Source organism: Paraburkholderia sp. BGA-UO-ETr-F21, assembly GCF_059567925.1.
In genome coordinates this window covers 250067-275901 of record NZ_JCAQOY010000017.1, presented here as the reverse complement: position 1 = coordinate 275901, position 25835 = coordinate 250067, and the positions used below count along the sequence as shown (strand labels likewise).

Genomic DNA, 25835 nt, shown 5'->3' with positions numbered 1-25835 from the left:
AAGGCACCGCGCCCTCAGTAAGTCAGCACGCCCAAGGATTCAGATGAACACCAAGAAGCAAAAGCTCTTCGTCGACGAGCTTCACAAACAGTACGGCGACAACGAAGTTCTCAAGGGCGTGTCGCTCCGGGCCAATGCCGGCGACGTAATCAGCGTGATCGGCTCGTCGGGTTCGGGCAAGAGCACGATGCTTCGTTGCATCAACTTCCTCGAACAGCCGAACTCCGGCCGCATCTTCGTGGATGGCGAAGAAGTCCGCACGCAGATCGGCAAGAACGGCGCATTACGCGTGTCGGACCCGAAGCAGTTGCAACGCGTGCGCACCCGGCTCTCGATGGTGTTCCAGCACTTCAACCTGTGGTCGCACATGAACGTGCTCGAGAACATCATCGAGGCGCCCGTGAACGTGCTGGGACTGAAGCGCAAGGAAGCCGAAGAGCGCGCGCGCGAATATCTGGAAAAGGTCGGGCTCGCGCCGCGCCTCGAAAAACAGTACCCGTCGCATCTGTCGGGCGGCCAGCAGCAGCGCGTGGCGATCGCGCGCGCCTTGGCCATGCATCCGGATGTGATGCTGTTCGACGAACCGACCTCCGCGCTCGACCCCGAACTGGTCGGCGAAGTGCTCAAGGTCATGCAGACGCTCGCCGAAGAAGGCCGCACGATGATCGTCGTCACGCATGAAATGGCGTTCGCGCGCAACGTGTCGAATCACGTGATGTTTCTGCATCAAGGCCGCGTGGAAGAAGAAGGCCATCCCGACGAAGTGTTCAGGAACACGAAGAGCGAACGGCTCAAACAATTCCTCTCCGGCAGCCTCAAATAACGGCCCACGAATAACCCATTATCTGGGCTGTAGTCGAAGTAGTATTACAAGGCGCTTACCGGCGCCTTTTTTGTTTCGGTGACCTGTGCATTCTGGCGTTTTCGGCCACGGAAACCGCCTCCCACCCGCCTCGAACCCCCGCCTTTCCGCCTTACTCTGCCGCATCTAAGGCGTCAATAGTGGCAATCCTTAACGCTACCTGTGCCGAACCGTGATTCCCTTGTCGCATAAGGGTTTTCACGATTTTCGCCGGTGTTGCGACGGGTCGTCGCCCATATTCTTATTGCAATTTGGAGACATCAATCGAGGCCGGTACTAATTTCTTCTCCCAGTGAAGTGTATTTTTGATAAATTAGTAACCAAAGTAGCAAAACAAAGTTCATTAAAAGTAGTTTTACTTCAAAGCACAGAGGAGAACCGGTCGGCGAGGGATCGGCATGACGACCAGATAGCCCCAAGGCTACACGTCACGGCAGGAGACCCAATCCACCCGCTAATCTCCCTGGTACCGATTTCTGTTCGGCGCAACTCGCGGCCGAGCACCATTCGCAGTACTGGGTTTCACTTTTTGACAGGGTATGGAGGAGAAGATGAAGAAAGCTTTGCTCGCCGCTGCGCTGATGACAGCCGGTGTTGTTGCGCACGCCCAAAGCAGCGTGACGCTGTACGGCCGCCTTGACGCCGGTATTGAGTACATGACGGGCGTTCCGCAAGGCGTGGGTGCAAATGGTCAGGCAACTGGCAGCACGAACCGCTGGCGCGCTGAAAGCGGCGACTGGGGTACCAGCCTGTGGGGCTTGAAGGGCGTTGAGGACATCGGTGGCGGCAACAAGGTCCTGTTCCAGTTGGAAGGCTCCTTCAACACCATGACGGGTGCAGGCCCTGGCGGCGGCGGTCTCTTCAATCGTTGGGCAACTGTCGGCCTGTCGAACGACCAGTACGGTACGTTCACGATGGGTCGCATGCTGTACATCTCGAACGGCGTGTGGGACTTCGACCCGTTCGGTCAATCGAACTGGTCGTCGGCATCGCTGGTGCGTGGCCGCAACTGGCCGCAATCGAGCAACAACTTCGCTTACCAGTCGCCGAAGATCGCGGGCTTTGACTTCTACGGTCAATACGCGCTGTCGAACGCAACGAGCTGGAACGGCAACGGCACGACCGCTCAAGGTCGCGAAGCTGGCGCACAGGTCACCTACACGAACTCGCTGTTCCAGGTTCGCGGTATTTACGACGAAATCCGCAATCCGGCTAACGGCGCGCTGTACGGCCCGAACCCGAGCGCGGTCAATACGGCCAACATCGGTAACGGCGTGTTCGCGGCATCGCGTGAATACTCGGCTCTCGTGAACGTGTTCCTGGGTCAGTTCAAGATTCAGGCTGCTTACCAGGCTGTCCGTTCGGCAGGTGCACAGAACGTTCTGCCGGGCCAGCCGACCACGCTCGATCACGAATGGGGCGGTGTGACGTGGCAAGCAACGCCGGCAGCGGCGCTGATCGCTGCGGTCTACCACGTGAACGGCAACAATGGCGCAGGCAACGCGACGATCTACACGGTCGGCGGCTCGTACAACCTGTCCAAGCGCACGCTGCTGGACCTCCAGGTTGCAACGACGCAAAACAGCAAGACGGCTAACTACGGCCTGAATGCCAACAACGCAGGTACGGCAACCAGCACGGACAACCCGCTGCCGGGTCATAGCCAGACTGGCGTGTACGCAGGTATTCAACACTCGTTCTAATCGAACGGTGCTCCCCGGAGGGACTCCCTCCGGGGTTGTAGTCAAGAATTCTTCAAGAGAATCTTTTTCACGCTGCTGCGAGAGGCGCGTATCGGTGCGATGTCCGAAAGGGTATCGCACCGTTTTTTATTTGAGCGGACGGTTTTGCCTTCCACCTTGACGCACCGCCTCGGTGCATGCCCGGCTCACGTCGCGCTTGTGAGCGCAGTTTGTTAAGGCCGCCGCGCTCGGTCCCTGCTTCAAGGCTACGAAGTCAGGCGGTTTAAACCGCTGCTTCGTTTTCTTCGCCGGTGCGAATACGGATCACGCGCTCCACGTCGGCGACGAAAATCTTGCCGTCGCCGATCTTGCCGGTGCGCGCCGCGCCGATGATCGCGTCGATCACCTGATCGCACTGGTTATCCGCCACCACCACTTCGATTTTCACTTTCGGCAGAAAGTCGACCACGTACTCTGCACCACGATAGAGCTCGGTATGGCCTTTCTGCCGGCCGAAGCCTTTGACCTCCGTCACAGTCAGCCCGGTGAGGCCGACTTCAGCGAGCGCCTCGCGCACTTCGTCGAGTTTGAACGGTTTGATGACTGCAGTGATGCGCTTCATGGCGGACCTCGTCTCGTGTCTGGAAGAGTGAAAGGGAAATGGATGATTTTTATTCTACGCCGCGCCGGATGCGTTGCGGCAATCCGGCGCGTGGTTTGGTTGAGTCCGCAGCGATCGGCCGAGGGTTCGGCGCGGCTCACTCCACCGGTTCGGTGTAGCGCGACGTGATCGGATAACGCCAGTCGCGCCCGAACGCGCGATGCGTGACGCGAATGCCGATCGGCGCCTGGCGGCGCTTGTACTCGTTGATTTTGATGAGGCGCGTGACGCGTTTCACGTCTTCCACCGCGTAGCCCGCCGCGATGATTTCGGCGAGCGAGCGGTCCTCTTCCATGTACATGCGCATGATCGCGTCGAGGACTTCGTACTCGGGCAAGCTGTCCTGATCGGTCTGGTTCTCGCGCAGTTCCGCCGACGGTGCGCGCGTCAGGATCCGTTCGGGAATGATGTCCTGCTTGCTGAAGGTGGTCGCCTGGTTGCGGTAGTGGCAGAGCCGGTAAACAAGCGTCTTCGCGATGTCCTTGATGACCGCGAAGCCGCCGGCCATGTCGCCGTAAAGCGTGCAGTAGCCCACCGCCATTTCGCTCTTGTTGCCGGTGGTCAGCACGATCGAGCCGAACTTGTTCGACAGCGCCATCAGCAAGGTGCCGCGAATGCGCGCCTGAATGTTTTCTTCGGTCGCGTCTTCGGCGCGGCCCGCGAATTCCTCCGCGAGCGAGCTGCGGAACGCGTCGAACATTGGCGCGATCGCGATTTCGTCGTAGCGCACGCCGACGCGGCGCGCCATTTCGGCGGCGTCCGTCGTGGAAATGTCCGCCGTGTAGCGCGACGGCATCATCACCGCGCGCACGCGGTCCGCGCCGAGCGCGTCGCACGCAACGGCCAGCACCAGCGCCGAATCCACGCCGCCCGACAGGCCGATCAGCGCGCCCGGAAAGCCGTTCTTGTTGATGTAGTCGCGCACGCCCATGACGAGCGCCGCATAAACCTGAGCCTCGATCGACAGATCCGGCGCGATCGCCGCCGGCAACGGCGTGCCGTTCTCGAATTCGACGATCGCGGTCGCTTCCTCGAACTGCGCCATCTTGGCGACCAGTTCGCCTTGCGCGTCGAGCACGAACGAGCCGCCGTCGAACACCAATTCGTCCTGCGCGCCGACCATGTTCACGTAGACCATCGGTAGGCCAGTCTCGCGAATCCGCGCGCGCAGAATGTCGAAACGCACCGCTTCCTTGTTCAGGTGATACGGCGAGCCGTTCGGAATCAGCACGACCTGCGCGCCCGCCGCCTTCGCCATTTGCGCCGCCGACGCATGCCATGCGTCCTCGCAGATCACCACGCCGTACTTCACGCCGTCGAGTTCGAACACGAACGGCTGCGGATCGGACGCGAAGTAGCGCTTCTCGTCGAACACCTCCGTATTGGGCAAATCCTGCTTGCGATACGTGCCGCGCACTTCGCCATCCACGATCAGCGACGCCGCGTTGAACGTATCCACCGGCGGCACGCCGCGCTCGATCGGCGCGTTTGCATTACCATGGCCGTGCTCCACGTCACGGAAAGGGTGGCCGACGATCACATGCAGGCCCGCGAACGGTTTCAGTTGCAAAGCGAGGTCGGCCAGCGCCGCCGCGCTCGCGGCATAAAACGCGGGACGCAGCAGCAGATCTTCGGGCGGATAGCCGGAGAGCGCGAGTTCAGGCGCGATCAGCAGCTTCGCACCACCGTTGTGCGCGGTGCGCGCGGCGGCGACAATCTTTTCGACATTGCCGGCGAAGTCGCCGACGGTGACATTGATTTGGGCAAGAGCGATTCGGGTCTTCATGGCAGGATCGACAGGCAAGCCGACGTGGCTTGCGAGTACCGCGGCTGGTTAGCTCGACGGAATGGACAAATCGGATAAACGAACGACGTAGCGCCTAATGCGCCGCGCCGCTCATTGGGAACAGTCACACAGATTGAACCAGGAACGCTTTGATTATCGCACGGGCATTCTGGCGTCGCCCTCCGAGGTGGACGCCGCCGAATGGAATGCCCTCCTCGCCCAGCAGTCGCAGCCCACGCCGTTTTTGCGGCACGAGTTCCTGAGCGCGCTGCATGCGACCCGTTGCGCCGTCGCCGATACCGGGTGGGCGCCGCAATTCGTCACGCTGACGGACCCGCGCACGGACAAGCTGGTGGCCGCCGCCCCGGTGTACCTGAAGGGGCACTCGTACGGCGAGTACGTGTTCGACTGGGCCTGGGCTGACGCCTACAAGCGCAACGGCTTGCCGTACTACCCGAAGCTGCTGTGCGCCGTGCCGTTCACGCCGGTGCAAGGCAACCGGTTGTTATCGGCGGATACGCATGCGCTCAAGCATCTGGCGGCCACGCTGATGGCATTCGCCGAGCAGGCCGACGTGTCGTCGCTGCATGTGCTGTTTCCCACCGAAACGGAAGCCCACGCGCTCACCGACATGGGGATGATGCAACGCGAAGGCGTGCAGTTTCACTGGCTGAACGACGGCTATCGCGACTTCGACGATTTCCTTTCCACGCTCGAACAGAAGAAGCGCAAGAACATTCGCGCCGAGCGCCGCAAAGTGCAGGAGGCCGGCGTGACGATGCGCCGGATTCGCGGCGAGGACATTCAGGACGCGGACTGGCGTTTCTTCAGCAAGTGCTATCGGCAGACATACCGCGAGCACTTTTCGAGTCCGTATCTGAACCTCGACTTCTTCCGCATGATCGGCGCGTCGATGCCGGAGAATCTGCTGCTCGTGATCGCCGAATACGAAGGCAAGCCGATCGCGAGTTCGCTGGTGGTGTATCAGCGCGACGCGAAAACCGGCGGCACGCTGTATGGCCGGTATTGGGGCGCGCTCGAACATGTGCCGTGCCTGCACTTCGAAACCGCGTACTACCAGCCGCTCGAATTCTGCATCGAGGAAAAGCTCGGTGCGTTTGAAGGCGGCGCGCAGGGCGAACACAAGATGGCGCGCGGTTTCCTGCCCACGGTGACGCGCTCGGCGCACTGGCTCGCCCACCCTGCTTTCGCGGATGCGGTCGGCCACTTTCTCGACAACGAAAAGAACAGCATCCACGCGTATGTGGATGAGCTGCGCGAACACAATCCGTTCAAAGGCTGAAGCGCGTTTATGGCGTGGTTTCTTTATCTGCTCGAATGCTCGGACGGCAGCGTTTATACCGGCATTGCCGTCGATGTGCAGGCGCGCTTCGACAAACACGTCAGCGGCGAAGGCGCGCGTTATACGCGTTCGCGCAAGCCGTTGCGGGTGCTGGCGTCGTTTGAATTGACGGACCGGTCGAGCGCGTCGCGCGCCGAGTATTGGGTCAAGCGTCTCGCGGCGTCGGAGAAGCGGGCGTTGGCGGCGGGATTGCGCACGCTTGAGTCTGTGATGCCGTTGGCGGAGCCTGAAGTGGTTGTTGATGAGGCGACGGAGCAGGCAACCGGCGCGTCCTGAACGAGGGCCGTTCGGCTTCGTTCAGGCTCGCTATCCCCTCGCCTCTCGCATCCGCTCATTCAGCAGCCGATGCATCAACGCAAGCTCCCCCACCGCGTCAGCCTCAAGCGAAGTCAGCCCATCCCGCGCCGGCAGCGCGTGGCGCACCGGCCGCAAGGTCCGATCCAACGCGGCGTCGATATCCGCGCTCACGGTCGCGATCCACGCGTCGAGTTCGTCGTGCGTGTCGCGCCGGTTCGTACTCAGGCGCAGTTGCGTCGCGGTGCCGGCCATTCTGCGCAACACGCTCAGCACCGTCAGCGTCACGGTATCGGCCATCGAGTCCTCGAGTTTCTCAAGGCGCATCCGGCCGATCGCTTCTTCCGCGTTATTGCTGCCCAGACCTGCGGCCCGGCGCAAGCGCTCCATATCCTTCTCGCTGCGGCGAGGCGACGCCAGCGCGGCTCGCAGATACGCGAGATTGGCGCGCACCGCTTCGCCCAGATACGCGCGGTAGTCGATCTTTTCGCGCGTCGGCCATAGATAGAACGTGGCCAGCAGCGCCAATACGCAGCCGAGCACGTTGTTGCCGAGCCGCGTGATCGCATAAACGAATTCGCTGGCGCCGGGCGTCGCGAAGTCGGCTACCAGCACGAAGGTCGGCGTGAGAAACAGCACGAAGAGACTGTAGCTGACGGGACGCAGCGCCATGGTCGCCATCACCAGCGGAAACACCGCGAGGGAAATGCCGAGCGGCGAATGGATCGCGTAGCCGATGCCCGCCGCCAGCACGCCGCCGACGATGCTGCCCGCCGCCCGCTCGATACTGCGCGGCCAGGTCGCGGCAATCGAAGGCTGCAGAATCAGCAGCGTCGCCATGGTCGCCCAGTAGCCGAACGGCAGCCCGAGCGCGCGAATCACGAGAAAGCCGGCGGTGGTCGTCACACCGACGCGGGCCGCATGCCGCAAGCCAACGGATTCGACCGACAGGTTCGCTTTGAACGTAGCCCAGATGCGCGTGAAGAGCCGCGCGGCGCTGTCGCGCCAACCTTCGGGCTGCGCATACACCGGCGCGAAGTCGACCAGTTCGAAATCGGACTTCAGCGACACCGGTTCCGACAACGCGGTTTCGAGCCGCTTCGCGAAGCGGCGCAGGCGCAATTGCAACGCAGTGAGACGCTCCCACTGCGCATCGTTGACGGCCGCGCCGATGTCGCGCAACAAGTCGCCCATGACGGCCAGCAGCCGCGCCGCGCGTTTGGCGCGCCATGCGTTATCCGGCGCTCGCTCACAGGCGCCGGAGACGGCGATCAGATACGCGAACAACGCTTCGCCATCGGTCAGCAAGCCGAGCAGCGTGTCGTACGTTTCGCGGCCGCCCGTTCTCGACGCGGGCACCCGCGCCAGCACTTTGCGCGAACGTTCGAGCGCGGCTCGCGCATCGGCGCGAAACTTCGCCGCATGCGTGGCCCACTCGCCGCGGGCCGCGCGCCGTTCGAGCAGCCGGGCGCTATCCAGCGCGATATCCGCCAGACGCAGATACACGGCACGCAGCGTCGAGCGGCTCGTGCCGAACGGATGAATGCGCCAGACCGTCAGACTCAGCGCGACGGCGAACAGGCAACCGACGAGATAGACGCCGAGAAACGCCATGCCTTGCCGCACATCGTGCATCGGCCGATCGACCATCACGACGCAGGCGGTCGCCACGAGAATCGTCACCTGCGATGTAGCCGCGCCCCAGATTCTGCCGAACGCGCCGAGACTCGTGAACAGCAGCACCGCGAGCGCGGCGACCACCGTTCCCTCTGCGGACGCGAACGAGGTCAAGCCTCCGCACAGCGTGGACAGCACCGCGAAACCCATCATCGATGCAAAGCGGGCGCGGTTGGAGCCGGCGGCATCGGCAAGACAGGTCCAGAAGGCGCCGATCGCGGCCCACGCGAACATCGGTTCGTGCAGTACATTGCCGAGCGCGAGCATGGCAGTGGATGCGCAAGCCGCTCTCAAGCCTTCCGACAGACTGGCCTCGCTCGTCGAAAACGACACCATCCAGACCGGCCGCTTGCGGTAGATCGCGCTCGCGACGGCATACAGCCAGTTCGACCAGCGCTGCGAAGACGACGACGGGTTGGACTTGCGATTCAGCATCCGGACGGTGGGCTCAAGGGAACGGGGATTGGCGCCGCATCGGCGCATTGAGAAACACCGACACGACAATGTCGACGCGGCGGCTGCCCAATGATAAGGGTTTACACCTAATTATAAAAATGCATTCGGTTCATCCTTTCGATGCACTGCGTCTATGCATCCTCTCAAGCCTAGTCGGCGCGACGGCCTCGTGCATCGACAGGCCATGAAAAAACCGCGCGGCCCTTACAGGCTCGCGCGGTTCTTTCCAGCCACCCAACGTGGCGCAGCTTCCAGCTCAAGGCAGCCGCAAGACGTCATGCATATCAAACAGGCCGGCATCAAACCCCATCAGGTAACGCGCGGCGCGCAATGCGCCGCTAACATAGGGCGATCTGTTGAGCGTCTTGTGCGTAATTTCAATTCGCTCCCCGTCACCCATGAACAACACCGTGTGCTCCCCAACGATGTCACCGCCGCGAATGGAGGAGAACCCGATAGTTGACGGAGCTCTTTCCCCAGTTGCCCCTTCCCGGGCATACACCGCGCAGTCCGCCAACTTGCGGCCAAGCGCGTCGGCAATCGTCTCTCCAATCGTCAAAGCGGTTCCCGAAGGTGCGTCCACTTTGTAGCGGTGATGAGCCTCGACAACTTCAATGTCGTAACCCTCGGAAAAGTTTCTGGCAGCCAATGCAATGAGCTGAAGCGTCACATTCAGGCTGGCGCTCGTGCTGGAAGCAAACATCACGGCGATGCTCTTCGACGCTTCTGTTATCAAGTCCAGCTGCGCAGCATCGAAGCCCGTCGTTCCGATCACCATCTTTACGCCGTGGCGCTGCGCTGCTTTCAGGTAAGCGAGCGTCCCCTGCGGCCGCGTGAAATCGAGCAAGACATCGGACAATGCGAGGACAGCATCAACGTCGTCAGTGATGACGACGCCCGTAGTCTTACCGATAAATGCCCCGGCATCCTGGCCCAACGCGGAACCTCCCTCCTTGCTCAATGCACCAACGAGGGTTGCATCATCCGCATTCAAGACGGCCTCGATAAGCATCCGTCCCATGCGGCCCGTTGCGCCAGCTACTGCGATTCTCATCAATTTCTCCGTGAGGCGCGTGGGACACGCCCATGACGCACACCCATGACGCACACTTCAGCGCCAGGCAAATCAGGCAGTGCCGCGCAGACCTCGCGCCTCCAGGTTTCCGTACAAAGCGCGGACACCGAATGTCCACGGAACAATCTCGCCAGACCGCCTAACGGTGTTCACCAATGAGCCAAGCGACGGCGACGAAATAGTCACGACGTCACCGAGATGATGAGTAAATCCGGCGCCCTTGGCGTCCCGGTCCTTGATGGGAGAGAACATGGTGCCGAGGAAAAGCATGAAGCCATCAGGATACTGATGATGCGGACCATACGTCTGATTCACGAGGTCAGCCGGGTCGCGGCTGATCTCGCTCATGTGACTGACACCTTCGAGCACGAAACCATCATCGGGCCCCTCGATCTTCAGCAACACGCTCTCCCTGCGGATGGAGTCAAGCGTGAAATGGTCATCGAAAAGGCGAATAAACGGTCCGATTGAACATGAGCCGTTATTGTCCTTTGCCTTCCCGAGCAACAGCGCACTCCGGCCTTCTATGTCTCGCAGATTGACATCGTTTCCCAGCGTTGCACCAACAATTCGACCGGCGCTGCTGACTGCCAGCACAATCTCCGGCTCGGGATTGTTCCAGACCGACGTCTTGTAGAGACCGATATCGGCGCCGAGACCGACAGCCGACATCGGCTGCGCCTTGGAGAATACCTCCGCGTCCGGGCCGATACCGACCTCCATGTACTGGGACCACGCACCCCGCCGCTCCATCTCGGCCTTCAATTTCTGCGCGCTTTCCGAGCCCGGCTTGATCTTCGAAAGGTCCGCGCCAATCAGCGCGTTTATCGTCTCCCGGATTTCGTTCGCCTTGCTCGCATCGCCGCCGGCCTGCTCCTCGATAACGCGTTCAAGCAGACTGACCGCAAACGTCACACCGCAGGCCTTAATCGCCTGGACGTCACACGGCGCGAGCAACCGGAGTCCAACCGCCTCCGGGTTGAGGCTTTTCGCTATTAGTTCGTCCACGCTTCCCAGCGTCTCGCCAGGCGCGTTACGGGCAATGTCGAGTGCGTCGCGACGGTCGAAAAGGTCGGCCGTCGTGCGAACAGTGCCGGTGATGTCGAAGACCTCACCCCGTCGAATCGCAATCACCGCCGGGCCGTTGTGCGGCTCCGGCCGCCAGACTCGACCTACGAGCACTGCCCGTTCCGCATCTGCCGGAAGGTAGGAGTATGAAGAAATAGCCATATATGTTCGTCACCCGTCACGCAAAGGAATGCGCGCATCCTATGCCCACGATTCGAAGGCGTCCATTATGCTGTTAATATGTCCAACAGGTTGGACAGTCGTCCATCAACTCCCACTGAATGCAGTCGCGATGGAAAAGGTCTACGAGGTACCCGCTCTGCGCCGGGCCCAGGAAGTTCTCGACATTCTGGCTCGTGCGAGAGAACCCGTTCGCGTAGCGGCGTTGCTCGACGCAACCGGGCTATCGCGCAGCACGCTCTATCTGATGCTGGATTCACTCCAGCGGCAGGCTTGGGTCGAAAAGCGAGGCGACGGCTACCTGATAGGTGTGAAGCTTTTCGAGTTGGGAAATGCCTATGTGCGTCACGACGGCTACCAGTCCATATTCCGCGCACTGGCGGCAGCGTTCGTTGCAACACACGACGAAGTCGTGCAACTGGCAACGCTTGACGGAGCAGACGTCGTCTACATTGCCCGGGAGGATTCCCGACGTCCAGTCCGTCTCGTATCGGACCTTGGCTCGCGACTTCCGGCACACTGCTCCGCGCTAGGGAAGGCGCTGCTCGCCACGCTTCCTCAAGCAGACCTGATCGCACTTCTCCCTGAACGGCTCGCCGCACTGACGCCGCGGACCATTACACGACGCGCAGCGTTGCTCCGCGAACTCGAAGGCGTTCGCGAAACAGGTCAAGCGAGCGAATTCGAGGAATCGGCCGCCGGGCTGGCCTGTTTTGCCGCGTATGTCGGACAAACCGCTTATGGCAAAAGGCTTGCCGTCAGCACGAGCATCCCAACCGGCCGGGTCGACCCAAAGCGTGAAAAGCGAATCCGTCTGGCTATCTCACGGATGGCATTGCAAATCGGCGCTCGTCTTGGAAGTGCTTGACCGAGCGCCGGCAAGCGACCGAAAGAAGTCGAACGGCGGGACACTCGGACCGAGGTCTCCGCCGGTCAATCACAGTCGACAAGCGATAAGGTCAACTCTTCAGCGCCGCGGTTCGACGCGGTGCCGCGCAAGAGCCCCGCATTACGAGTTCGGCGTCGACTGTCAGTCTTCGTCTCGGCAGCTTTGGGTTGTCCAACCGCTCCATCAGGAATCTCCCAGCGGCCTTACCCAGTTGGTCATGGCTCCAGCGAACAACCGTGAACGCCGGTGTCGCGAGAAGCGCGACGTCGCTGTCCGCTCCGGCGATAACCGATAGGTCTTGCGGGATCACGAGTCCACGTTCGCGCGTTGCTTGCATCACACCAGGAAGCAACGACGTTCCGCCGGCAACGATTGCCGTCGGCGGCCTGGCTAGCTCCAGCAGATGACGGGTCTCCGTATAGCCGGCGTCCCGGGCAAACGTCGCGTGCCGAATCAATTCTGGTTCGATGATCAGCCCACGCTCCTTGAACGCATCGCCAAAGCCCTTTAAACGGCTTTGAGTCGGATGCACGCCTGGCTCACCGGAAATGATCGCAATGCGGCGATGCCCAAGGTCGGCCAGATGATGCACCGCCTGCCGGACACCCGCGGCGTGATTGACCGTGACGGAATCAAGCTCTGCGGGCAGTTCGCGATCGAGCAACACGATTGGAAATTGCGCTTCCCGCAGCATCGTCAGAAGTGCTGGGTCTTCCTCTGACGATGTGGCGATCACCAGGCCATCAATGCGTCGCTGCTGGAAGCCGAGCAGCAGTTCCACTTCGCGCTTCGGGTCGTGGTAGCTCGAGGCGACCATCAGCGAAAAGCCAAATCCATCAATCTCTTTTTGCATGGAGTCGACGAACAGACTGAGCACAGGGACGGTGAAATCGCGCATGACGCAGGCGAACGTCATCGACCTGTTGTTGCGCATGCTCTGGGCCACCATATTCGGCACATAGCCCAGTTCGACGATGGCAGCCTTCACGCGCTTGCGTGTGTCCTCACGCACGTTGGGATGCGCGTTGATGACACGCGAGACTGTTCCCAGACTGACGTTCGCTAATTGCGCGACGTCGCGGATTGATGGCTTGCGGTCGTCGTCAAGCGACGCGACGTCGACTGCGGCCGAAGCTCGGCGTGTCATGTTGCCTTTGGATTCGATACTCATTCTGTCGGCAAAGCCTGAGTGAGGCCATGAGCGGAACTGCTGTGTACCGCCTTCGTTGAGCTTGCCCCTTGAGGGAGTTGAGCGGCGAAAACGTACACCAAGGGAAAGCCGACGCCCCGCACGGTCGGCCCACGTTCAAACCTGGCCTCGCAGCCTATCTGGCCGACGAGACCATCGCACTCGCGTCGCAGTCGATCCGGCGACGAAGTGGAAACGTTCCCAATTTTCCCTGCTGTGCGTGCTTTGTCAAGCAAGGTGACCGGAACTCCCCTTCGAGGCTTGCTTCCGCGGCGGCTGGTCCTCCGCGCGGCATTCCCAAAAACTACCGTGGGTTCGCCAGGGAACTACCGCCTTGACAAAGACGCTCTTCGAACTATCATTGGAAACGTTTCATTTCCATGCAAGCAACGTTGATAAAAGAGCTTCTAGTATTACGTTTAGATTTGGAAACGTTTCATAATTTCATCGACGAGACACCATGACTTACCTCAGAAGCGCAACCCCGGGAAATTGCCCACCCACCGCACGAACGCTCCGGTTAGCGAGCCAAGCCAATTCTGGCCGGGGGATGCGCCATGGCTGAGGGACAAATGACGCAGCCGCTCCCGCTCGAGGGCATCTGCGTCGTGGAGATTGGGCACAGCCTCGCGGCGCCGTACGCGGGCATCATCTTCGCGCACCTCGGCGCTCGCGTCGTGAAGATCGAAAACGCGGCCCAAGGAGACTACGCCCGCGGATGGGGGCCTCCTTTCATCGACGGCGCTTCGGCGCTCTTCCACGCCATGAACCATGGCAAAGAAAGCATCAGCGCCGACTTCAGCGACCCGACGTGCAGCAGACTCATTCGGGAATTCATCGTCGCCAACGCCGATGTGGTTCTTCAGAATCTGAAGCCCGGCAATCTCGACCGTTATGGCCTGGGGGCAAAGGAGCTGACGGAACTGTGCCCGTCGCTCGTCTATTGCAACCTCGGTGCCTTTGGAGCGACAGGCCCTTTGCGGAGCAAGCCGGGTTACGACCCGTTAGTGCAGGCCTACAGCGGAATGATGAGCCTCGTCGGGCACGCAGACGACGCGCCCAGCCGTGTTCCCGTCTCGATCAACGACATGGGCACGGGCATGTGGGCCGTTATCGGCGTGCTGGCCGCGCTCCGCGACAAGGGTCGCGGTGACCCTGCGCGCGGACGGGTCGTCGACGTGTCGCTCTTTGAAACCGCCCTTGCGTGGATGACGGTGCCCCTTTCGGATTGCCTTGCCGGCGGTCCGGAGGCCGCCCGTATCGGTTCCGGTAGTCCGAACATCGTGCCCTACCAGGTTTTTGACTGCGCGGATGGAGCAATCCTCGTCGCCGCAGGCAACGACACGTTGTATCGGCGTCTGTGCAAAGTGATGGACCTCCCTTCGCTTGCCGATGACCCGAGATTTTCGACCAATGGCGACCGCGTCCTGAACCGGAAGGCACTCATTCCTCTGCTGGAAGCCAGATTTGCTCAAATGCCCGCGAGCGATTGGCTTCGCGCGCTCGAGGTCGAATCCATTCCGTGTGGTCCGTTGCAGACAGTGGATTGCGTGGTCAAGGACGAACAGACGATCTCGCTCGACATTCTTCGAGAGACGCCCGATGGACGAACCAGAACCGTCGCACTGCCTGTCTCGTTCAACGGCCACCGGCCACCGTTGCCGGGCAATACCCCCGGCCTTGGTGAGCACAACCACTTGCTGACAAAGCCGCCGCCACACGAACGTGCCGACGCGCTATTGCGGCAGGAAAGCGATTGATACGAGTTGTATTCCTTACGAGCCAAGTTCGGTTTCATATACTTCCATCAAAAGATTCCCGGACGCTGGCCTTATCCGCAGGCGAATCGGGACAATCAGGAGACGCAAATTGAGCCAGACCTTTCTTGAACCTACTCCGGCTTCATCGGACGAACTCCCGTCCGTAGCGGCCGCTAGCGCTGAGGAGCGCAGGCTTTACCTACGCGTCGCTCTTCGCATCGTGCCGTTGCTCTTCGTTTGCTATGTGGTCGCATTTCTCGACCGCATCAATGTCGGCTTCGCGAAACTGCAGATGCAGGACGCCCTTGGTTTCAGCGATGCCGTATACGGTCTGGGCGCGGGCATCTTCTTCCTCTCGTATTGCCTGCTCGAAGTGCCGAGCGCCCTGCTTCTGAAGCGCATGGGCGCAAAAAAGACCATCGCTCGAATCATGATTTGCTGGGGAATCGTCGGGACGTGCACGGCATTCGTCACCAACGTGAACGAGTTCTACATGGTTCGATTGCTGCTCGGCGTATTCGAGGCTGGCTTCTTTCCCGGCGTGATTTTCTATCTCAGCTCCTGGTTTCCTGAGAACCGGCGCGGCGTCATTATTTCGTGCTTCATGGTTGGATTCCCCATTGCCGGCCTGGTGGGCGGTCCCATCTCCGGATGGGCGATGACGAGGCTTGCGAACGTCGCCAACATGGCGGGGTGGCAGTGGCTCTACATCGTCGAGGCACTGCCCGCGGTCGCACTCGGCATCCTTACGCTCTTCATTCTGGATGACAACATCGACAAAGCGAAATGGCTGACCGAAGCGGAAAAGAATACGCTCCGGGAAGGCTTTCGAGTGGAAACCGAACGCAAACGCAAGAACGACCAGCACGGGCACGGAACACTTGCGCAGGCCCTCGCCGATCCCAAGGTCTACATGCTTGCCTTCATCGATTTCGCCTTTGTTTGCGGCACCTATTCGGTCACGTTCTGGCTGCCGACCGTCATGAAGAGTTCGGGCATATCCAATCTCTCGCAGCTCGGATGGCTATCGGCCATCCCTTACGGCATTGGCGCCATCGGCATGATCGCGATCAGCCGCAACTCCGACCGGATGCTTGAGCGACGCTGGCACGCGACCATCGCCGGTGTTATCGGTGCGATAGCGCTACTTCTCGTATCGCAGTCAATGAGCTCGGCGGTGTTGACCATCGTCCTGCTGACCGTCGCATGTGTCGGCATCTTCGCGATAAACGTGCTGATCTGGTCAATTGCCGCCGACTATCTTCACGGTTCGCCCGCTGCCGCGGGAAGCATTGCGTTCGTGAACTGCATCGGTCTGCTCAGCGGTTTCTGCAGCCCTTTCGTCATCGGATGGCTGAAGACATTGACAGGCTCGCTCAATAGCGGCCTCTACGTCATGACTGCGGTTCTGTTCCTCGGAATCATCGTCATGTTCGTCGGGTTCAAGCCGAAGGCTGTCACGACAGCATGAACGCCAATGGACACATTGCCAGCTGGGTAGCAGGCAGCGGTCATCCTCATCTTTGAACGACCCGCCGGATGCGGCGCTGCGCCGCTCATCCGGCATCAACAGTGAAGAATCTCATGCACAAAATCGCCATACTCGACGACTTCCAGAACACCTCGCTGAAGTTCGGCAATTGGGACAGCCTGCGCAAGCAAGCCGACATCACCGTCTTTACCGACCATATCGACAATGAGGATGAGCTGGTCGAACGGCTTCAGCCGTATGACATTCTGTGCGTCATGCGGGAACGGACCTGGTTTCCGAGAAGCGTGCTATCGAGACTCAAGAACCTCAAATTGCTGGCAAGCACCGGCCCGTGGAACGCCGCCATCGATATTGAAGCGGCGGACGAACTGCACATTACCGTCTGCGGGACTGCGTCCTCGCTGACCGCTGCGGCTGAACACACGTGGGCGCTCATCCTGGCCGCGGCACGTCACATTCCGAGCGAAGTCAGTTCGTTCAGAAACGGTGGATGGCAAGTCTCCGTGGGCAGAGATCTGAGCGGCAAGACCATCGGTCTGCTTGGATTAGGTTACTCCGGCAGCGTGACCGCCCGCGTCGCCCAGGCGTTCGGTATGAAGACAATCGCGTGGAGCCAGAACATGACGGCAGAGTCCGCCGCCAAGCACGGTGCTCAATACGTATCAAAAGACGAATTGCTTGCGTCGAGTGACATCCTGTCTATTCACGTTCGCCTCTCGGAGCGCACACGAAATCTGGTTGGCGCACACGAGCTTTCGCTGATGCGGCCTCACGCGCTCCTTGTCAACACGGCGCGCGGCCCGATCGTGAATGAGGAAGCCCTGATTGCCGCATTGAATCGCAAGCAGATTGCCGGGGCCGCTATGGACGTATTCGATGTCGAACCACTGCCCGCGGATCATCCGTATCGAACCATGGAGAACGTAATCGCAACTTCGCACATCGGATACGTTACCGAAGGTTCGTACGAGTTCTACTATGGCGAATCTGTCGAAAACATCCGTGCCTGGATGAAAGGCGAGCCGATTCGCACGCTGAGCTCAACGAAGCGTGAAATCAGCTACCAATCCACCCATTCCTGACTCGTATCCTGAGCGGGGAATGCGGCCAGCTTGCCCCGCCATGCGTGCAGGCGGCAAGCCGGCCGCCGTGCACACTCAGGGCGTTTCCTGAAGTGCGTCCGTGAGCAGATGATTGTGCTCGCCGAGCTTCGGTGTCGAGCCGGCGTCAGACGGCCGCTTTCCGCCAAACGATATGGGCAACCCAACAAACATAGCGGCGCCGTCTTCGGTTGTTTGCAGGATGTCCAGTGCTTTCGTTTGCTCATGCACGACGACCTGGTCGACCGTTTGTATCGGGCCGCACGGAATCCCTGCTTTATCGAGCCGCTCGAGCCAATGCGCGGACGCGTTCCTGCTGAATTCGTTCTGCAGCAACGCAATCAGTTCAACGCGGTTGCTGACCCGTGCTCCGTTGGTCGCAAAGCGGCTGTCGTCCGCCAACGCGTTGACGGCCAGAACTTCGCAGAGCCGACGAAAGAGCCGGTCATTGCCTGCTGCAACCATGATCGTCGAGTCGGAACAATCAAACGCCTGGTGAGGAACGATCGCGGCGGTTCCCGAGCCCCACCGGCCGGGCAGAACGCCCGAGGCCAGGTAGTCTGCTATCTGCATGCCGCCCCATGACAGCGCGGTCTCGTACAGCGAGACAGAAACGACCTCGCCCACGCCAGTCGATTGCCGCCTGAAAAGTGCCGACAGGACGCCGATAGCCGCCCACAGCCCGGTTCCCATGTCGTTGACCGAGATGGGAATGCGGCTCAACGCCTGGTCCGCCTGTCCCATGAAGCTCATCAAGCCACTCAATGCCTGAGCGAGCGGGTCATAACCTGGCTTGTCCCGCAGCGGGCCGACCGTGCCGAATGCACCGAGATTGCAGTACACCAGCGACGGCTTGAGCGCGAGCATCTGCTCCGAGCCGAGGCCATATTTCTCGGTTCCGCCCGCCTTCAGATTCTGCAGCACTACATCGGCCTTCCGGACGATCAGCTCACGTAGCGCTTCTGCCTGAAGCGGGTCTGACAACGACATGGCGATACTCGACTTGCCGTGATTCACCGCGTGAAAGAGGGCTGCGGCGCCATCGATGAACGGAGGCCCCCAATCTCGCGCATAGTCCCCGCTCCCTGCACTCTCAATCTTGATTACTTCCGCACCGAGTGCCCTCAACACCATGCCCGCGTAAGGCGCGGCGAGACTGTGTCCAATCTCGACGACGCAGATGCCGTCGAGTGGAAGCTGCTTCGTCATTTCGCTACTCCGTTTGTTTCCGGTCACCGGCTTACGTTGCCTCCGCAGCGACTTCACATTGCCCGGTCTGAATCAGCTCGTGGTCGATCTGGTAAAGGCGAGTTGCAGCGTCGCGCGTGATGTAACCGTTAGCAACGTCAGCCAGAACGAGTGAACGGTCACGCTCGACCGGCTCACCGAATCCCCCGCTACCAGCGGGCTGCACGACAACGCGGTCATTCCGGTACACGACCGTTTGTCCGCCTTTCGCGGGCACAGCCATTTCCTGCCCGTCCGCCCGCGCTATCCTGCATACGAAGTTGCTACCTGCGAGGCCGCCGAAATGACCTTCCGGCGCGGTGTGGCCACGCTCGCCTGAAACCGTGAACGTGGCCTCGTCATACTCGACCCGATAAACCCGGCGCGAAGTCAGCCCGCCGCGCTGCCGACCCGCACCACCCGTATCAGGGACAAGCGACCACTCCTCAACCAGCAAAGGTGACGACCGTTCAATCATTTCTATCGACTGACTGCCCGCATTGCCGACATACACGCGGATGCCGCTCACTCCGTCCTTCGCCGCCCGGGCACCCATGCCGCCCGCGTGAACGTCGTGCATCGTGACGAACGTCTGCCCGGTTTCGGCAACGCGAGCCTGGTTGGTATCACGCCCGCTGAAAATGCCAGCACATGCCGCGCAATTGCTTTGTCCCAGGATGCGATCCGGCACTGCGGGCGCAAGGGCTTTCAGCAGCAGGTCGATGACTCGCGGCGATGTTTCGGTGTTGCCGGACACGACGGACGCCGGGTATTCACAGTTAAGGACGCTACCCTGCGGAGCGATGATCGTCACAGGCCGATAGCACCCCTGGTTGATTGGAATGCTAAGGTCCGTCAAGGCTTTAACCGTGAACCATGTGCTATTACACGTGACCGGGAACGGACAGTTGATACCGCCGCGAACCTGAGCACCCGTGCCTGTGAAGTCGAAGGTGATGTGGTCGTTCTCAACGGTCACCTTGACTTTCAGATGCGGACGCTCATGCTTCCATCCTGGTGCTTCGATCGGGTCGAGATATTCCTCGGCTTCGTAGACACCATCGGGAATCTTCGCTATTTCCGCGCGGATGAGCTTTTCGGAGTGGTCGAGGCTCTGGCTCATCACATCGCGCAATGCCTTGGCGCCATATTTCGCCACGAGGTCAACGATACGTCGGTCACCGACAAACGTTCCTGCATACTGCGCCTGGATATCGAGGCGCAGCTCATGGGAGTTCCGGCTGTTGCGCGTCAGAATCTCGAGCACATCGCGCACCGGCTCGTCGTTCCGGTACAGCAGGACGGGCGGAATGCGGATGCCCTCAGCGAAAACATCCCACGTGGCAATGGCATAACTGCCGGGCGACTGCCCGCCAATGTCGGTCCAATGCCCACGGGTCATCACAAAGGCGACGATTTCGCCGTCGACAAATACGGGGCGCGTGAACTGCACGTCGGGCTGATGATTGCCGCCGCCCACGTAGGCGTCGTTGCTGACAATCACGTCGCCGGGGCGCAGATTTTCCCGTCCGATCGCTTCGACCGAAACCCGGGTGGAGACGACCGCTGAGCCCAACATCGTCGGGATATCGTTGCCTTGAGCGACGAGTTGCATGTCGGCGTCGAAAATTGCCGCAGACGAATCGCCACTGGCGTGCATCAGCGGACTTCCCGCCGTGCGCATCATGGCAATCTTCATTTCTCGCGCAACCGCATACAGGCTGCTGCGGATGATTTCGTAGGTCACGATGTCCATGTTCATGCCGCCAGTTCGATCACAAGGTTCAAGTCGTCGTCGACACGCGCTGTGTGCGATGCCTTCAATACTGCGCAACTGCTGTGCTCTTCGATAACCGCGGGGCCGTCGATCCGGGCACCTATCGGGAGCCGGCTGCGGGCGAACACCGGCAAGCGCCGCACATTGCCGTCGATATACACGTCGCGGGTACGGATGGGAGCAACGGCGGCTTGCTGATCCAGGAGCGCCATCCCACCTCGCCAACCACTTGTAGCGATGACCTGCAAGCGCAGGTTGGCGACCACGATCGGCTTGTCCTGACTCACAAAGTTCCAGAGACGCTGATGAGCCGCTTCAAACTCGCCGGCGAGCCTGGCGCATGAAGCGTCGTCGGGCACCTCGACGGTGATGACGTCCGGCTGGCCGGCATACCGGCAATCAGCAAGTCGTACGGCGCGGGTCGTGTTTGCGTCGACGCCGTGGCGCTCTGCTTCGCTCAGGCCGAGCGCAAGAAGCGCGTCGAACCCCGCATGCAGTCGGTCATCGCCAAGCTTGGCGAGCTCACATTCGACGGGGCGCTGATAGTCGTACTGCTGGTCCGCGACCATCATTCCGAATGCACTGAATAGGCCCGGCAACGGTGGAATCACCACCCGGCGAATTCCCATTTCATGGGCGAGGTCCACCGCGTGAACCGGGCCCGCGCCGCCGTAGCAAATGTATGAAAACTCGCGCGGGTCGTATCCACGCTCGACCGTCATGATGCGAATCGCCTGTGCCATCAAGGCATTTGCAACCGAGCGCACGGCCTGTGCCGCCTCCGGAACCGACATGCCCAACGGCTTCGCGATCACCTCCTCGACTACTTGCCACGCCGCCTTTGCATCCAGCTGGAATTCGCCACCGAGAAAATTGTTCGGGTCGATATAACCGAGCACGAGATTGCAGTCCGTCACCGTGGGGCGCTTGCCACCGCGGCCGTAGCATGCCGGTCCTGGGTCGGCAGCCGCACTCTCCGGGCCGATGCGAACACCTCCGCCCGCGTCGATCCAGACAATCGAGCCGCCGCCCGCGCCCACGGAATCGATGTCGATACTGGGCGAGCGCACCGTATAGCTATGCAGAAGGCTCTTGTTGCGGATTTCAGGTCGAAAATCCCGGATGAGCGAGACGTCGAACGTGGTGCCCCCCATGTCGCCGAGAATGGCGTTGCGCAAATCCCCGCGCTCGCAATTGCGGATGGCGGCGCTGACGCCTCCTGCCGGCCCCGACTCCAGCAGCACGATGGGACGGTCCGCGACTCGCGCCGCGCTCGCAAGGCCGCCGTTCGATTGCATGAAGAGGAACTTGCCGGCGAACCCCAATTGCGCGAGCGCGTCCACGAGACGGCCGATGTATCGGCCACACACAGGTCCGAGCATCGCATTGATGACGGTCGAGCTGGTCCGCTCGTACTCCATCGCTTCAGGATTGACCTCGTGCGAGGCACACACGAAGCGCTCGGGCAGCATCTCACGGAGCGCCGAGACAGCCGCCTTCTCATGTTCCGGGTTGACGTGCGCATGCAGCAGACACACCGCCACCGCCTCGACATCCGACTCGCGGATGCGTTCGGCTATCGCTACCAGTTCTGCGCGCGAGAGCGGCGTTTCGACACTGCCGTCGAATCGCAGACGCTCTGTCAATTCGAGTCGCCAACGGCGCTCGACCAGGGCTCGCGGGTTGTCGAACAACAAGTCGTAGAGATCTGCACGATCGTGGCGGGATGCACGACGCAGTTCGAGGATGTCGCGGAATCCGCGAGTGGTGACCAACGCAGTCTTCGCACCCGTACCCTCGACCACCATATTCGTGGCCATGGTCGTTCCGTGGCCAAGAAACGAAATGTCCGCACTCATCGACCCTGAGATTTCAAGGATTCTCCGGAACCCTTCGACCGTTCCGATGACCCGGTCTTTCGGTGTTGTCGGTACCTTGGTCGACCATACCTTGCCGGTCGCGTCGTCTATCATCACCACGTCGGTGAAGGTGCCGCCGACGTCAATTCCTATCCGTTTCACGCTTGTATTTCTCCGTTGCCAGGCATGCGCCTCTGGGAAAGTGCCGGTCGGACGTCGCAACCTGGTCTTCGACAGCGGCAACCGTGCTGGCCACATGCATCGAGGCAAGAATCGCGGTTACACTTCGAAGCAGTGATTCGCGCACGTTATCACTGCGAGTTGGAACGCCGACATCACACGTTCCGACGTTCCGCATCGAGTAGATCGCCGTGCGAATCACCCATGCGTCCACCGACAAATCCAGTGTACTGACGCACCATCGGAAGCAGATAATGAAAGGTTTCAATCACGTGAACGTCTGGGGTTATATCCGTGATAACCAGTAACGATGCGATCTTGCGGCGTCTGCGCGGGGCTCATATCGCGCTGCTTATCGCCCTCGACGACCATGGGTCGCTACGCAAGGCAGCGCAGCAAATGTCCCTTTCGCAGCCGGCCATTACCAAATCGCTGCAAGAGCTCGAGGCCATCTTCGGAGTCGAACTGTTTTCCCGTTCGCCCCGTGGAATTGTTCCTAACGATTTGGGCCGCTGCGTAATACGCCACGCCAGAACGCTTCGGGCGGATGTCGGAACGATGCGCGACGAGTTGGCGGCAATCCTGCGAGGCGGCGGCGGGACGCTCGCCATCGGCGCCGTAATGGGATCGTTGCCCGTGTGGCTCGCGCCGACTGTCAAGGCACTACGCGAAGCACAACCGGACACATCCATCGAAGTGTGGGAGGACAACAGTGCACGCCTGCTGGCAATGCTCGATCAGCGCTTGCTTGACCTCGTAATCGGGCGACCCAGCGTCAGCGTCCACCCGGAAGCCTACGATTTCATTCCGCTTGAAGTGGAAGAGATCTGCGTCGTGGTCGACGGCAGTGACCCACTCGGCAATGAAACCGAGGTGCGGCTCGCGGATATCATCGGCAATCCATGGATTGTTCCGCAAGCCACCTTGCCGATGCGCTCGCTCTTCGAGCAGTTGCTCGACGACGAAGGTCTGAGCTTTCCGCGCTATGCGATGGAGACCTCGTCGACGTTCGCCACACTTTCGCTACTTCGCACCGGCAGCGGTACGGTCGGCCTGATACCCCGTAAGGTGGCCGAATATTTCGCGGGCGGCGGCCTGCTCAACATTCTCCCCATCCACATCGAGCGACGCGGCGCCCCGTACGGAATTGCGACGCGCCGCGGCGCAACCTTGACGCAGCCCGTGCAGAAGTTCATCGAACTTTGTCAGAGCCGCATTGCAGAGCTCTGATTGCTGACGCTGGAATTCGAGGTGCTGAGCGCCGCGACGGTTATTCCTTGTCGAAGGCAAAGCGGAATGCATCGCCGTGACTCACTACCCGCCCCGCCGTTGGCGACGGAAAGTGGGCAGTCAGAATCTTCGTTGACGTGTCTGCATACCGGCTCATCACGTTAAAGCGCGCCTCATGGGCCAGCCTGGCGTCGAAATCCGCGGCATTCGCAAGCGTGGGATCAACGAACTGGATTGGGTGATGAATAACGTCCCCGGTCATGACAGCGTGCTCGCCGTGTTCATGCCCGATATGCACCAGGACATGACCCGCCGTGTGGCCCACTGCCGGAGAGAACCATACGTCCTTGCCGAGTTCGTGCTCAAAGCAGTGATCCATTTCCACGAACATCGCCTGGCCGTGTTCCACGACAGGCAGCACGCTATCCACAAACGAGCCCCGGTTGACCGGCATCTCAGGGTTCGATTGATGCAGCTTCAGCAGATGGTCGTACTCGACGCGCGAGAAGATGTATTTCGCACGCGGGAAGGTCGGAACCCAGCGGCCATCTTCGAGACGGGTATTCCAGCCGACGTGGTCAGTATGTAGATGCGTGCACATGACGTAGTCGATATCTTCCGGTCGGATGCCGATTGCGGCCAGATTCTCGATATACGGCGTCTGCAGATTGCTCCACGATGGCATCGACGGCCGATGCTTGTGATTGCCATTGCACGTGTCTACCAGAATGGTGTGGTGACGGGTCTTGACCACGTAACTGTGGAAGCTAAGATACAGCTTGAGTTCCGTCGGCTCGATGAGATGGGGGCCGAGCCAACTGCGCTGTTCCTTGACGAAGTCGAGGTCAACGGTAGGGAAGAGCCAGTTCGGCTCGAATTCCAGGCTATCGATCTCGCTGACTTTGCGAATCTCGATATCGCCAATTTTCTGGACGTGCACTGCGCGCTCCTTCTTTCCATTCAAAAATCGTGTTTCCGGGACGCAAGACATGACGGGCGAAAAACCCTCAATGCATGCATGCGCCCTCTCGTCACCCGTCGAGGTCGGCGTCAGGCCAACGCCGGCTCGCGCAAGTCGAATGTCTTTGGCAGGCCCGCACGCGCGATCGCACCCGCGAACGGTTCACCGGGCAACCAGCCTGCGATCATCTCCCGTATTGCCAGCAGCGCATTGATATCGATACCGGTATCGAGACCTTCGGATTCCAGCAGGAACACCACATCTTCGCTGTTGATGTTCCCGGTGGCATTCGGCGCGAACGGACATCCGCCAAGACCGCCAAGTGACGAGTCAAAGCTGCGCACCCCCGCGTCCAGCGCGGCGAAGACATTGGCAAGACCCAGCCCGCGGGTGTCATGAAAATGGCAGGCGACCGGTACGTTTTCCGTAATGGCCAGAACCTTGCGCATCAATGCTCTGACCTGTCCGGGGTTTGCGTAGCCTACCGTGTCTGCAATCGTAATTTCGTCGGCTCCAGCCGTCAGAAGTGTTTCGACGAGACCAAGGACCGTACTCTCCTCGACCCGGCCGGAAATGGTGCATCCGAAAGCTGTCGCCACGCCCGCGCCGAGCGTCACGCCGCGCGTCGCACTGTCGCCCGCGTCACGCGCCAGAACAATGCGTCGGAAATCTTCGGCAGACTCCGCAGTCGTTCGACGAACGTTTTTTAGGTTGTGCTCGTTACTGGCGGAAAGCACGTAGTGCACTTTTCGCAAACCAACTTCTAACGCACGCTGTGCGCCCTTGAGATTGGGCACGAGTGCAGCGGCGTGAAGCTTGGGTATCTCCAGCGCGCCACGTGCGACCTCGGATGCATCGGCGAATTGCGGGACGATCTTTGGCGGCACGAATGAAGTCACCTCGATTTCGACCGACCCTGCATCCACCATCCGGCGGCACCACTCCAGCTTCTGTTCGGTCGACAGAATCGTTTGGACCATTTGCAGACCGTCGCGCAGACCCACTTCGCGTACCTGCACCTTTTCACGCGTTGTCATTTCAAAATCTCCTTCGTATCCAGATGACCC

20 protein-coding genes are annotated in these 25835 nt (G+C 60.6%); 9 read left to right on the top strand and 11 right to left on the bottom strand.

Features of this window, described 5'->3' with window-relative positions; all coding sequences use genetic code 11:
- Window positions 1-43: 43 nt before the first annotated feature.
- Together AC57B1_RS13630 and AC57B1_RS13625 are read left to right on the top strand one after the other, a co-directional pair.
- Window positions 44-823, top strand: a complete 780-nt coding sequence (locus AC57B1_RS13630; RefSeq protein ID WP_091796244.1) for an ABC transporter ATP-binding protein — start codon at window positions 44-46, stop codon at window positions 821-823.
- A 590-nt stretch (window positions 824-1413) separates the two neighbouring features.
- A complete protein-coding gene (locus AC57B1_RS13625; RefSeq protein WP_095417013.1) occupies window positions 1414-2565 on the top strand; it encodes a porin in 1152 nt (383 codons plus the stop codon).
- 262 nt (window positions 2566-2827) lie between these two features.
- Here the strand turns inward: AC57B1_RS13625 and glnK are convergent, their stop codons facing one another.
- Both glnK and AC57B1_RS13615 read right to left on the bottom strand, forming a co-directional pair.
- On the bottom strand, window positions 2828-3166 hold the full coding sequence (gene glnK, locus AC57B1_RS13620; protein ID WP_006048444.1) for a P-II family nitrogen regulator: 339 nt from the start codon (window positions 3164-3166) through the stop codon (window positions 2828-2830).
- 136 nt (window positions 3167-3302) lie between these two features.
- Window positions 3303-4991, bottom strand: coding sequence for an NAD+ synthase (locus tag AC57B1_RS13615; RefSeq protein ID WP_496417737.1), 1689 nt, complete (start codon window positions 4989-4991; stop codon window positions 3303-3305).
- Between the two features lie 133 nt (window positions 4992-5124).
- On the opposite strand from AC57B1_RS13615, the gene AC57B1_RS13610 reads away from it, so the two are divergent.
- Window positions 5125-6294, top strand: coding sequence for a GNAT family N-acetyltransferase (locus AC57B1_RS13610; RefSeq protein WP_408345018.1), 1170 nt, complete (start codon window positions 5125-5127; stop codon window positions 6292-6294).
- A gap of 9 nt (window positions 6295-6303) precedes the next feature.
- Complete coding sequence (locus AC57B1_RS13605; RefSeq protein WP_496417736.1) at window positions 6304-6630, top strand: GIY-YIG nuclease family protein; 327 nt, start codon at window positions 6304-6306, stop codon at window positions 6628-6630.
- A 30-nt stretch (window positions 6631-6660) separates the two neighbouring features.
- Here AC57B1_RS13605 and AC57B1_RS13600 read toward each other — a convergent pair whose 3' ends face one another.
- The 3 genes from AC57B1_RS13600 to AC57B1_RS13590 all read right to left on the bottom strand — a co-directional run bounded on the left by AC57B1_RS13600 (window position 6661) and on the right by AC57B1_RS13590 (window position 11086).
- Window positions 6661-8760, bottom strand: coding sequence for an FUSC family protein (locus AC57B1_RS13600; RefSeq protein WP_408345012.1), 2100 nt, complete (start codon window positions 8758-8760; stop codon window positions 6661-6663).
- Between the two features lie 277 nt (window positions 8761-9037).
- Window positions 9038-9835, bottom strand: coding sequence for a 4-hydroxy-tetrahydrodipicolinate reductase (gene dapB, locus AC57B1_RS13595; protein ID WP_496417735.1), 798 nt, complete (start codon window positions 9833-9835; stop codon window positions 9038-9040).
- Between the two features lie 72 nt (window positions 9836-9907).
- Window positions 9908-11086, bottom strand: coding sequence for a fumarylacetoacetate hydrolase family protein (locus AC57B1_RS13590; protein ID WP_496417734.1), 1179 nt, complete (start codon window positions 11084-11086; stop codon window positions 9908-9910).
- 130 nt (window positions 11087-11216) lie between these two features.
- Between AC57B1_RS13590 and AC57B1_RS13585 the strand changes: the two genes are divergently transcribed.
- The gene (locus tag AC57B1_RS13585; RefSeq protein ID WP_408345003.1) at window positions 11217-11972 is read left to right on the top strand and encodes an IclR family transcriptional regulator; all 756 of its coding nucleotides are present in this window, start codon (window positions 11217-11219) and stop codon (window positions 11970-11972) included.
- 91 nt (window positions 11973-12063) lie between these two features.
- Here AC57B1_RS13585 and AC57B1_RS13580 read toward each other — a convergent pair whose 3' ends face one another.
- Complete coding sequence (locus AC57B1_RS13580) at window positions 12064-13164, bottom strand: LacI family DNA-binding transcriptional regulator (RefSeq protein WP_496417733.1); 1101 nt, start codon at window positions 13162-13164, stop codon at window positions 12064-12066.
- Between the two features lie 575 nt (window positions 13165-13739).
- Here AC57B1_RS13580 and AC57B1_RS13575 point away from each other — a divergent pair.
- From AC57B1_RS13575 to AC57B1_RS13565, 3 genes are all read left to right on the top strand, one after another.
- Complete coding sequence (locus AC57B1_RS13575) at window positions 13740-14942, top strand: CaiB/BaiF CoA transferase family protein (RefSeq protein WP_496417732.1); 1203 nt, start codon at window positions 13740-13742, stop codon at window positions 14940-14942.
- A gap of 109 nt (window positions 14943-15051) precedes the next feature.
- Complete coding sequence (locus tag AC57B1_RS13570) at window positions 15052-16413, top strand: MFS transporter (RefSeq protein ID WP_408345358.1); 1362 nt, start codon at window positions 15052-15054, stop codon at window positions 16411-16413.
- 113 nt (window positions 16414-16526) lie between these two features.
- Entirely contained in the window at window positions 16527-17516 is a 990-nt protein-coding gene (locus AC57B1_RS13565; RefSeq protein ID WP_496417731.1) for a D-2-hydroxyacid dehydrogenase family protein, read from the top strand.
- Window positions 17517-17591: 75 nt separating this feature from the next.
- Here AC57B1_RS13565 and AC57B1_RS13560 read toward each other — a convergent pair whose 3' ends face one another.
- From AC57B1_RS13560 to AC57B1_RS13550, 3 genes are read right to left on the bottom strand one after another with little or no spacing between them, the layout of a single operon-like run.
- A complete protein-coding gene (locus tag AC57B1_RS13560) occupies window positions 17592-18743 on the bottom strand; it encodes a CaiB/BaiF CoA transferase family protein (protein WP_496417730.1) in 1152 nt (383 codons plus the stop codon).
- A gap of 31 nt (window positions 18744-18774) precedes the next feature.
- A complete protein-coding gene (locus AC57B1_RS13555) occupies window positions 18775-20523 on the bottom strand; it encodes a hydantoinase B/oxoprolinase family protein (RefSeq protein WP_496417729.1) in 1749 nt (582 codons plus the stop codon).
- On the bottom strand, window positions 20520-22559 hold the full coding sequence (locus AC57B1_RS13550) for a hydantoinase/oxoprolinase family protein (protein ID WP_496417728.1): 2040 nt from the start codon (window positions 22557-22559) through the stop codon (window positions 20520-20522). Before AC57B1_RS13550 ends, AC57B1_RS13555 begins: the two co-directional genes overlap by 4 nt.
- 336 nt (window positions 22560-22895) lie before the next feature.
- Here AC57B1_RS13550 and AC57B1_RS13545 point away from each other — a divergent pair, with 336 nt between their 5' ends.
- Entirely contained in the window at window positions 22896-23807 is a 912-nt protein-coding gene (locus tag AC57B1_RS13545; RefSeq protein ID WP_408344987.1) for a LysR family transcriptional regulator, read from the top strand.
- 40 nt (window positions 23808-23847) lie between these two features.
- Here AC57B1_RS13545 and AC57B1_RS13540 read toward each other — a convergent pair whose 3' ends face one another.
- Together AC57B1_RS13540 and AC57B1_RS13535 are read right to left on the bottom strand one after the other, a co-directional pair.
- Window positions 23848-24747 (bottom strand): MBL fold metallo-hydrolase, encoded by a 900-nt coding sequence (locus AC57B1_RS13540; RefSeq protein WP_408344984.1) that lies wholly within the window; start codon window positions 24745-24747, stop codon window positions 23848-23850.
- A gap of 110 nt (window positions 24748-24857) precedes the next feature.
- Window positions 24858-25805 (bottom strand): hydroxymethylglutaryl-CoA lyase, encoded by a 948-nt coding sequence (locus tag AC57B1_RS13535; RefSeq protein WP_496417727.1) that lies wholly within the window; start codon window positions 25803-25805, stop codon window positions 24858-24860.
- Window positions 25806-25835: the final 30 nt, after the last annotated feature.

Bases quoted from the DNA above. Each gene is read 5' to 3' on its own strand.
- AC57B1_RS13630 (WP_091796244.1), top strand. From the start codon at position 44: ATGAACACCAAGAAGCAAAAGCTCTTCGTCGACGAGCTTCACAAACAG.
- AC57B1_RS13625 (WP_095417013.1), top strand. From the start codon at position 1,414: ATGAAGAAAGCTTTGCTCGCCGCTGCGCTGATGACAGCCGGTGTTGTT.
- glnK (WP_006048444.1), bottom strand. From the start codon at position 3,166: ATGAAGCGCATCACTGCAGTCATCAAACCGTTCAAACTCGACGAAGTG.
- AC57B1_RS13615 (WP_496417737.1), bottom strand. From the start codon at position 4,991: ATGAAGACCCGAATCGCTCTTGCCCAAATCAATGTCACCGTCGGCGAC.
- AC57B1_RS13605 (WP_496417736.1), top strand. From the start codon at position 6,304: ATGGCGTGGTTTCTTTATCTGCTCGAATGCTCGGACGGCAGCGTTTAT.
- AC57B1_RS13600 (WP_408345012.1), bottom strand. From the start codon at position 8,760: ATGCTGAATCGCAAGTCCAACCCGTCGTCGTCTTCGCAGCGCTGGTCG.
- dapB (WP_496417735.1), bottom strand. From the start codon at position 9,835: ATGAGAATCGCAGTAGCTGGCGCAACGGGCCGCATGGGACGGATGCTT.
- AC57B1_RS13590 (WP_496417734.1), bottom strand. From the start codon at position 11,086: ATGGCTATTTCTTCATACTCCTACCTTCCGGCAGATGCGGAACGGGCA.
- AC57B1_RS13585 (WP_408345003.1), top strand. From the start codon at position 11,217: ATGGAAAAGGTCTACGAGGTACCCGCTCTGCGCCGGGCCCAGGAAGTT.
- AC57B1_RS13580 (WP_496417733.1), bottom strand. From the start codon at position 13,164: ATGAGTATCGAATCCAAAGGCAACATGACACGCCGAGCTTCGGCCGCA.
- AC57B1_RS13575 (WP_496417732.1), top strand. From the start codon at position 13,740: ATGGCTGAGGGACAAATGACGCAGCCGCTCCCGCTCGAGGGCATCTGC.
- AC57B1_RS13565 (WP_496417731.1), top strand. From the start codon at position 16,527: ATGCACAAAATCGCCATACTCGACGACTTCCAGAACACCTCGCTGAAG.
- AC57B1_RS13560 (WP_496417730.1), bottom strand. From the start codon at position 18,743: ATGACGAAGCAGCTTCCACTCGACGGCATCTGCGTCGTCGAGATTGGA.
- AC57B1_RS13555 (WP_496417729.1), bottom strand. From the start codon at position 20,523: ATGAACATGGACATCGTGACCTACGAAATCATCCGCAGCAGCCTGTAT.
- AC57B1_RS13535 (WP_496417727.1), bottom strand. From the start codon at position 25,805: ATGACAACGCGTGAAAAGGTGCAGGTACGCGAAGTGGGTCTGCGCGAC.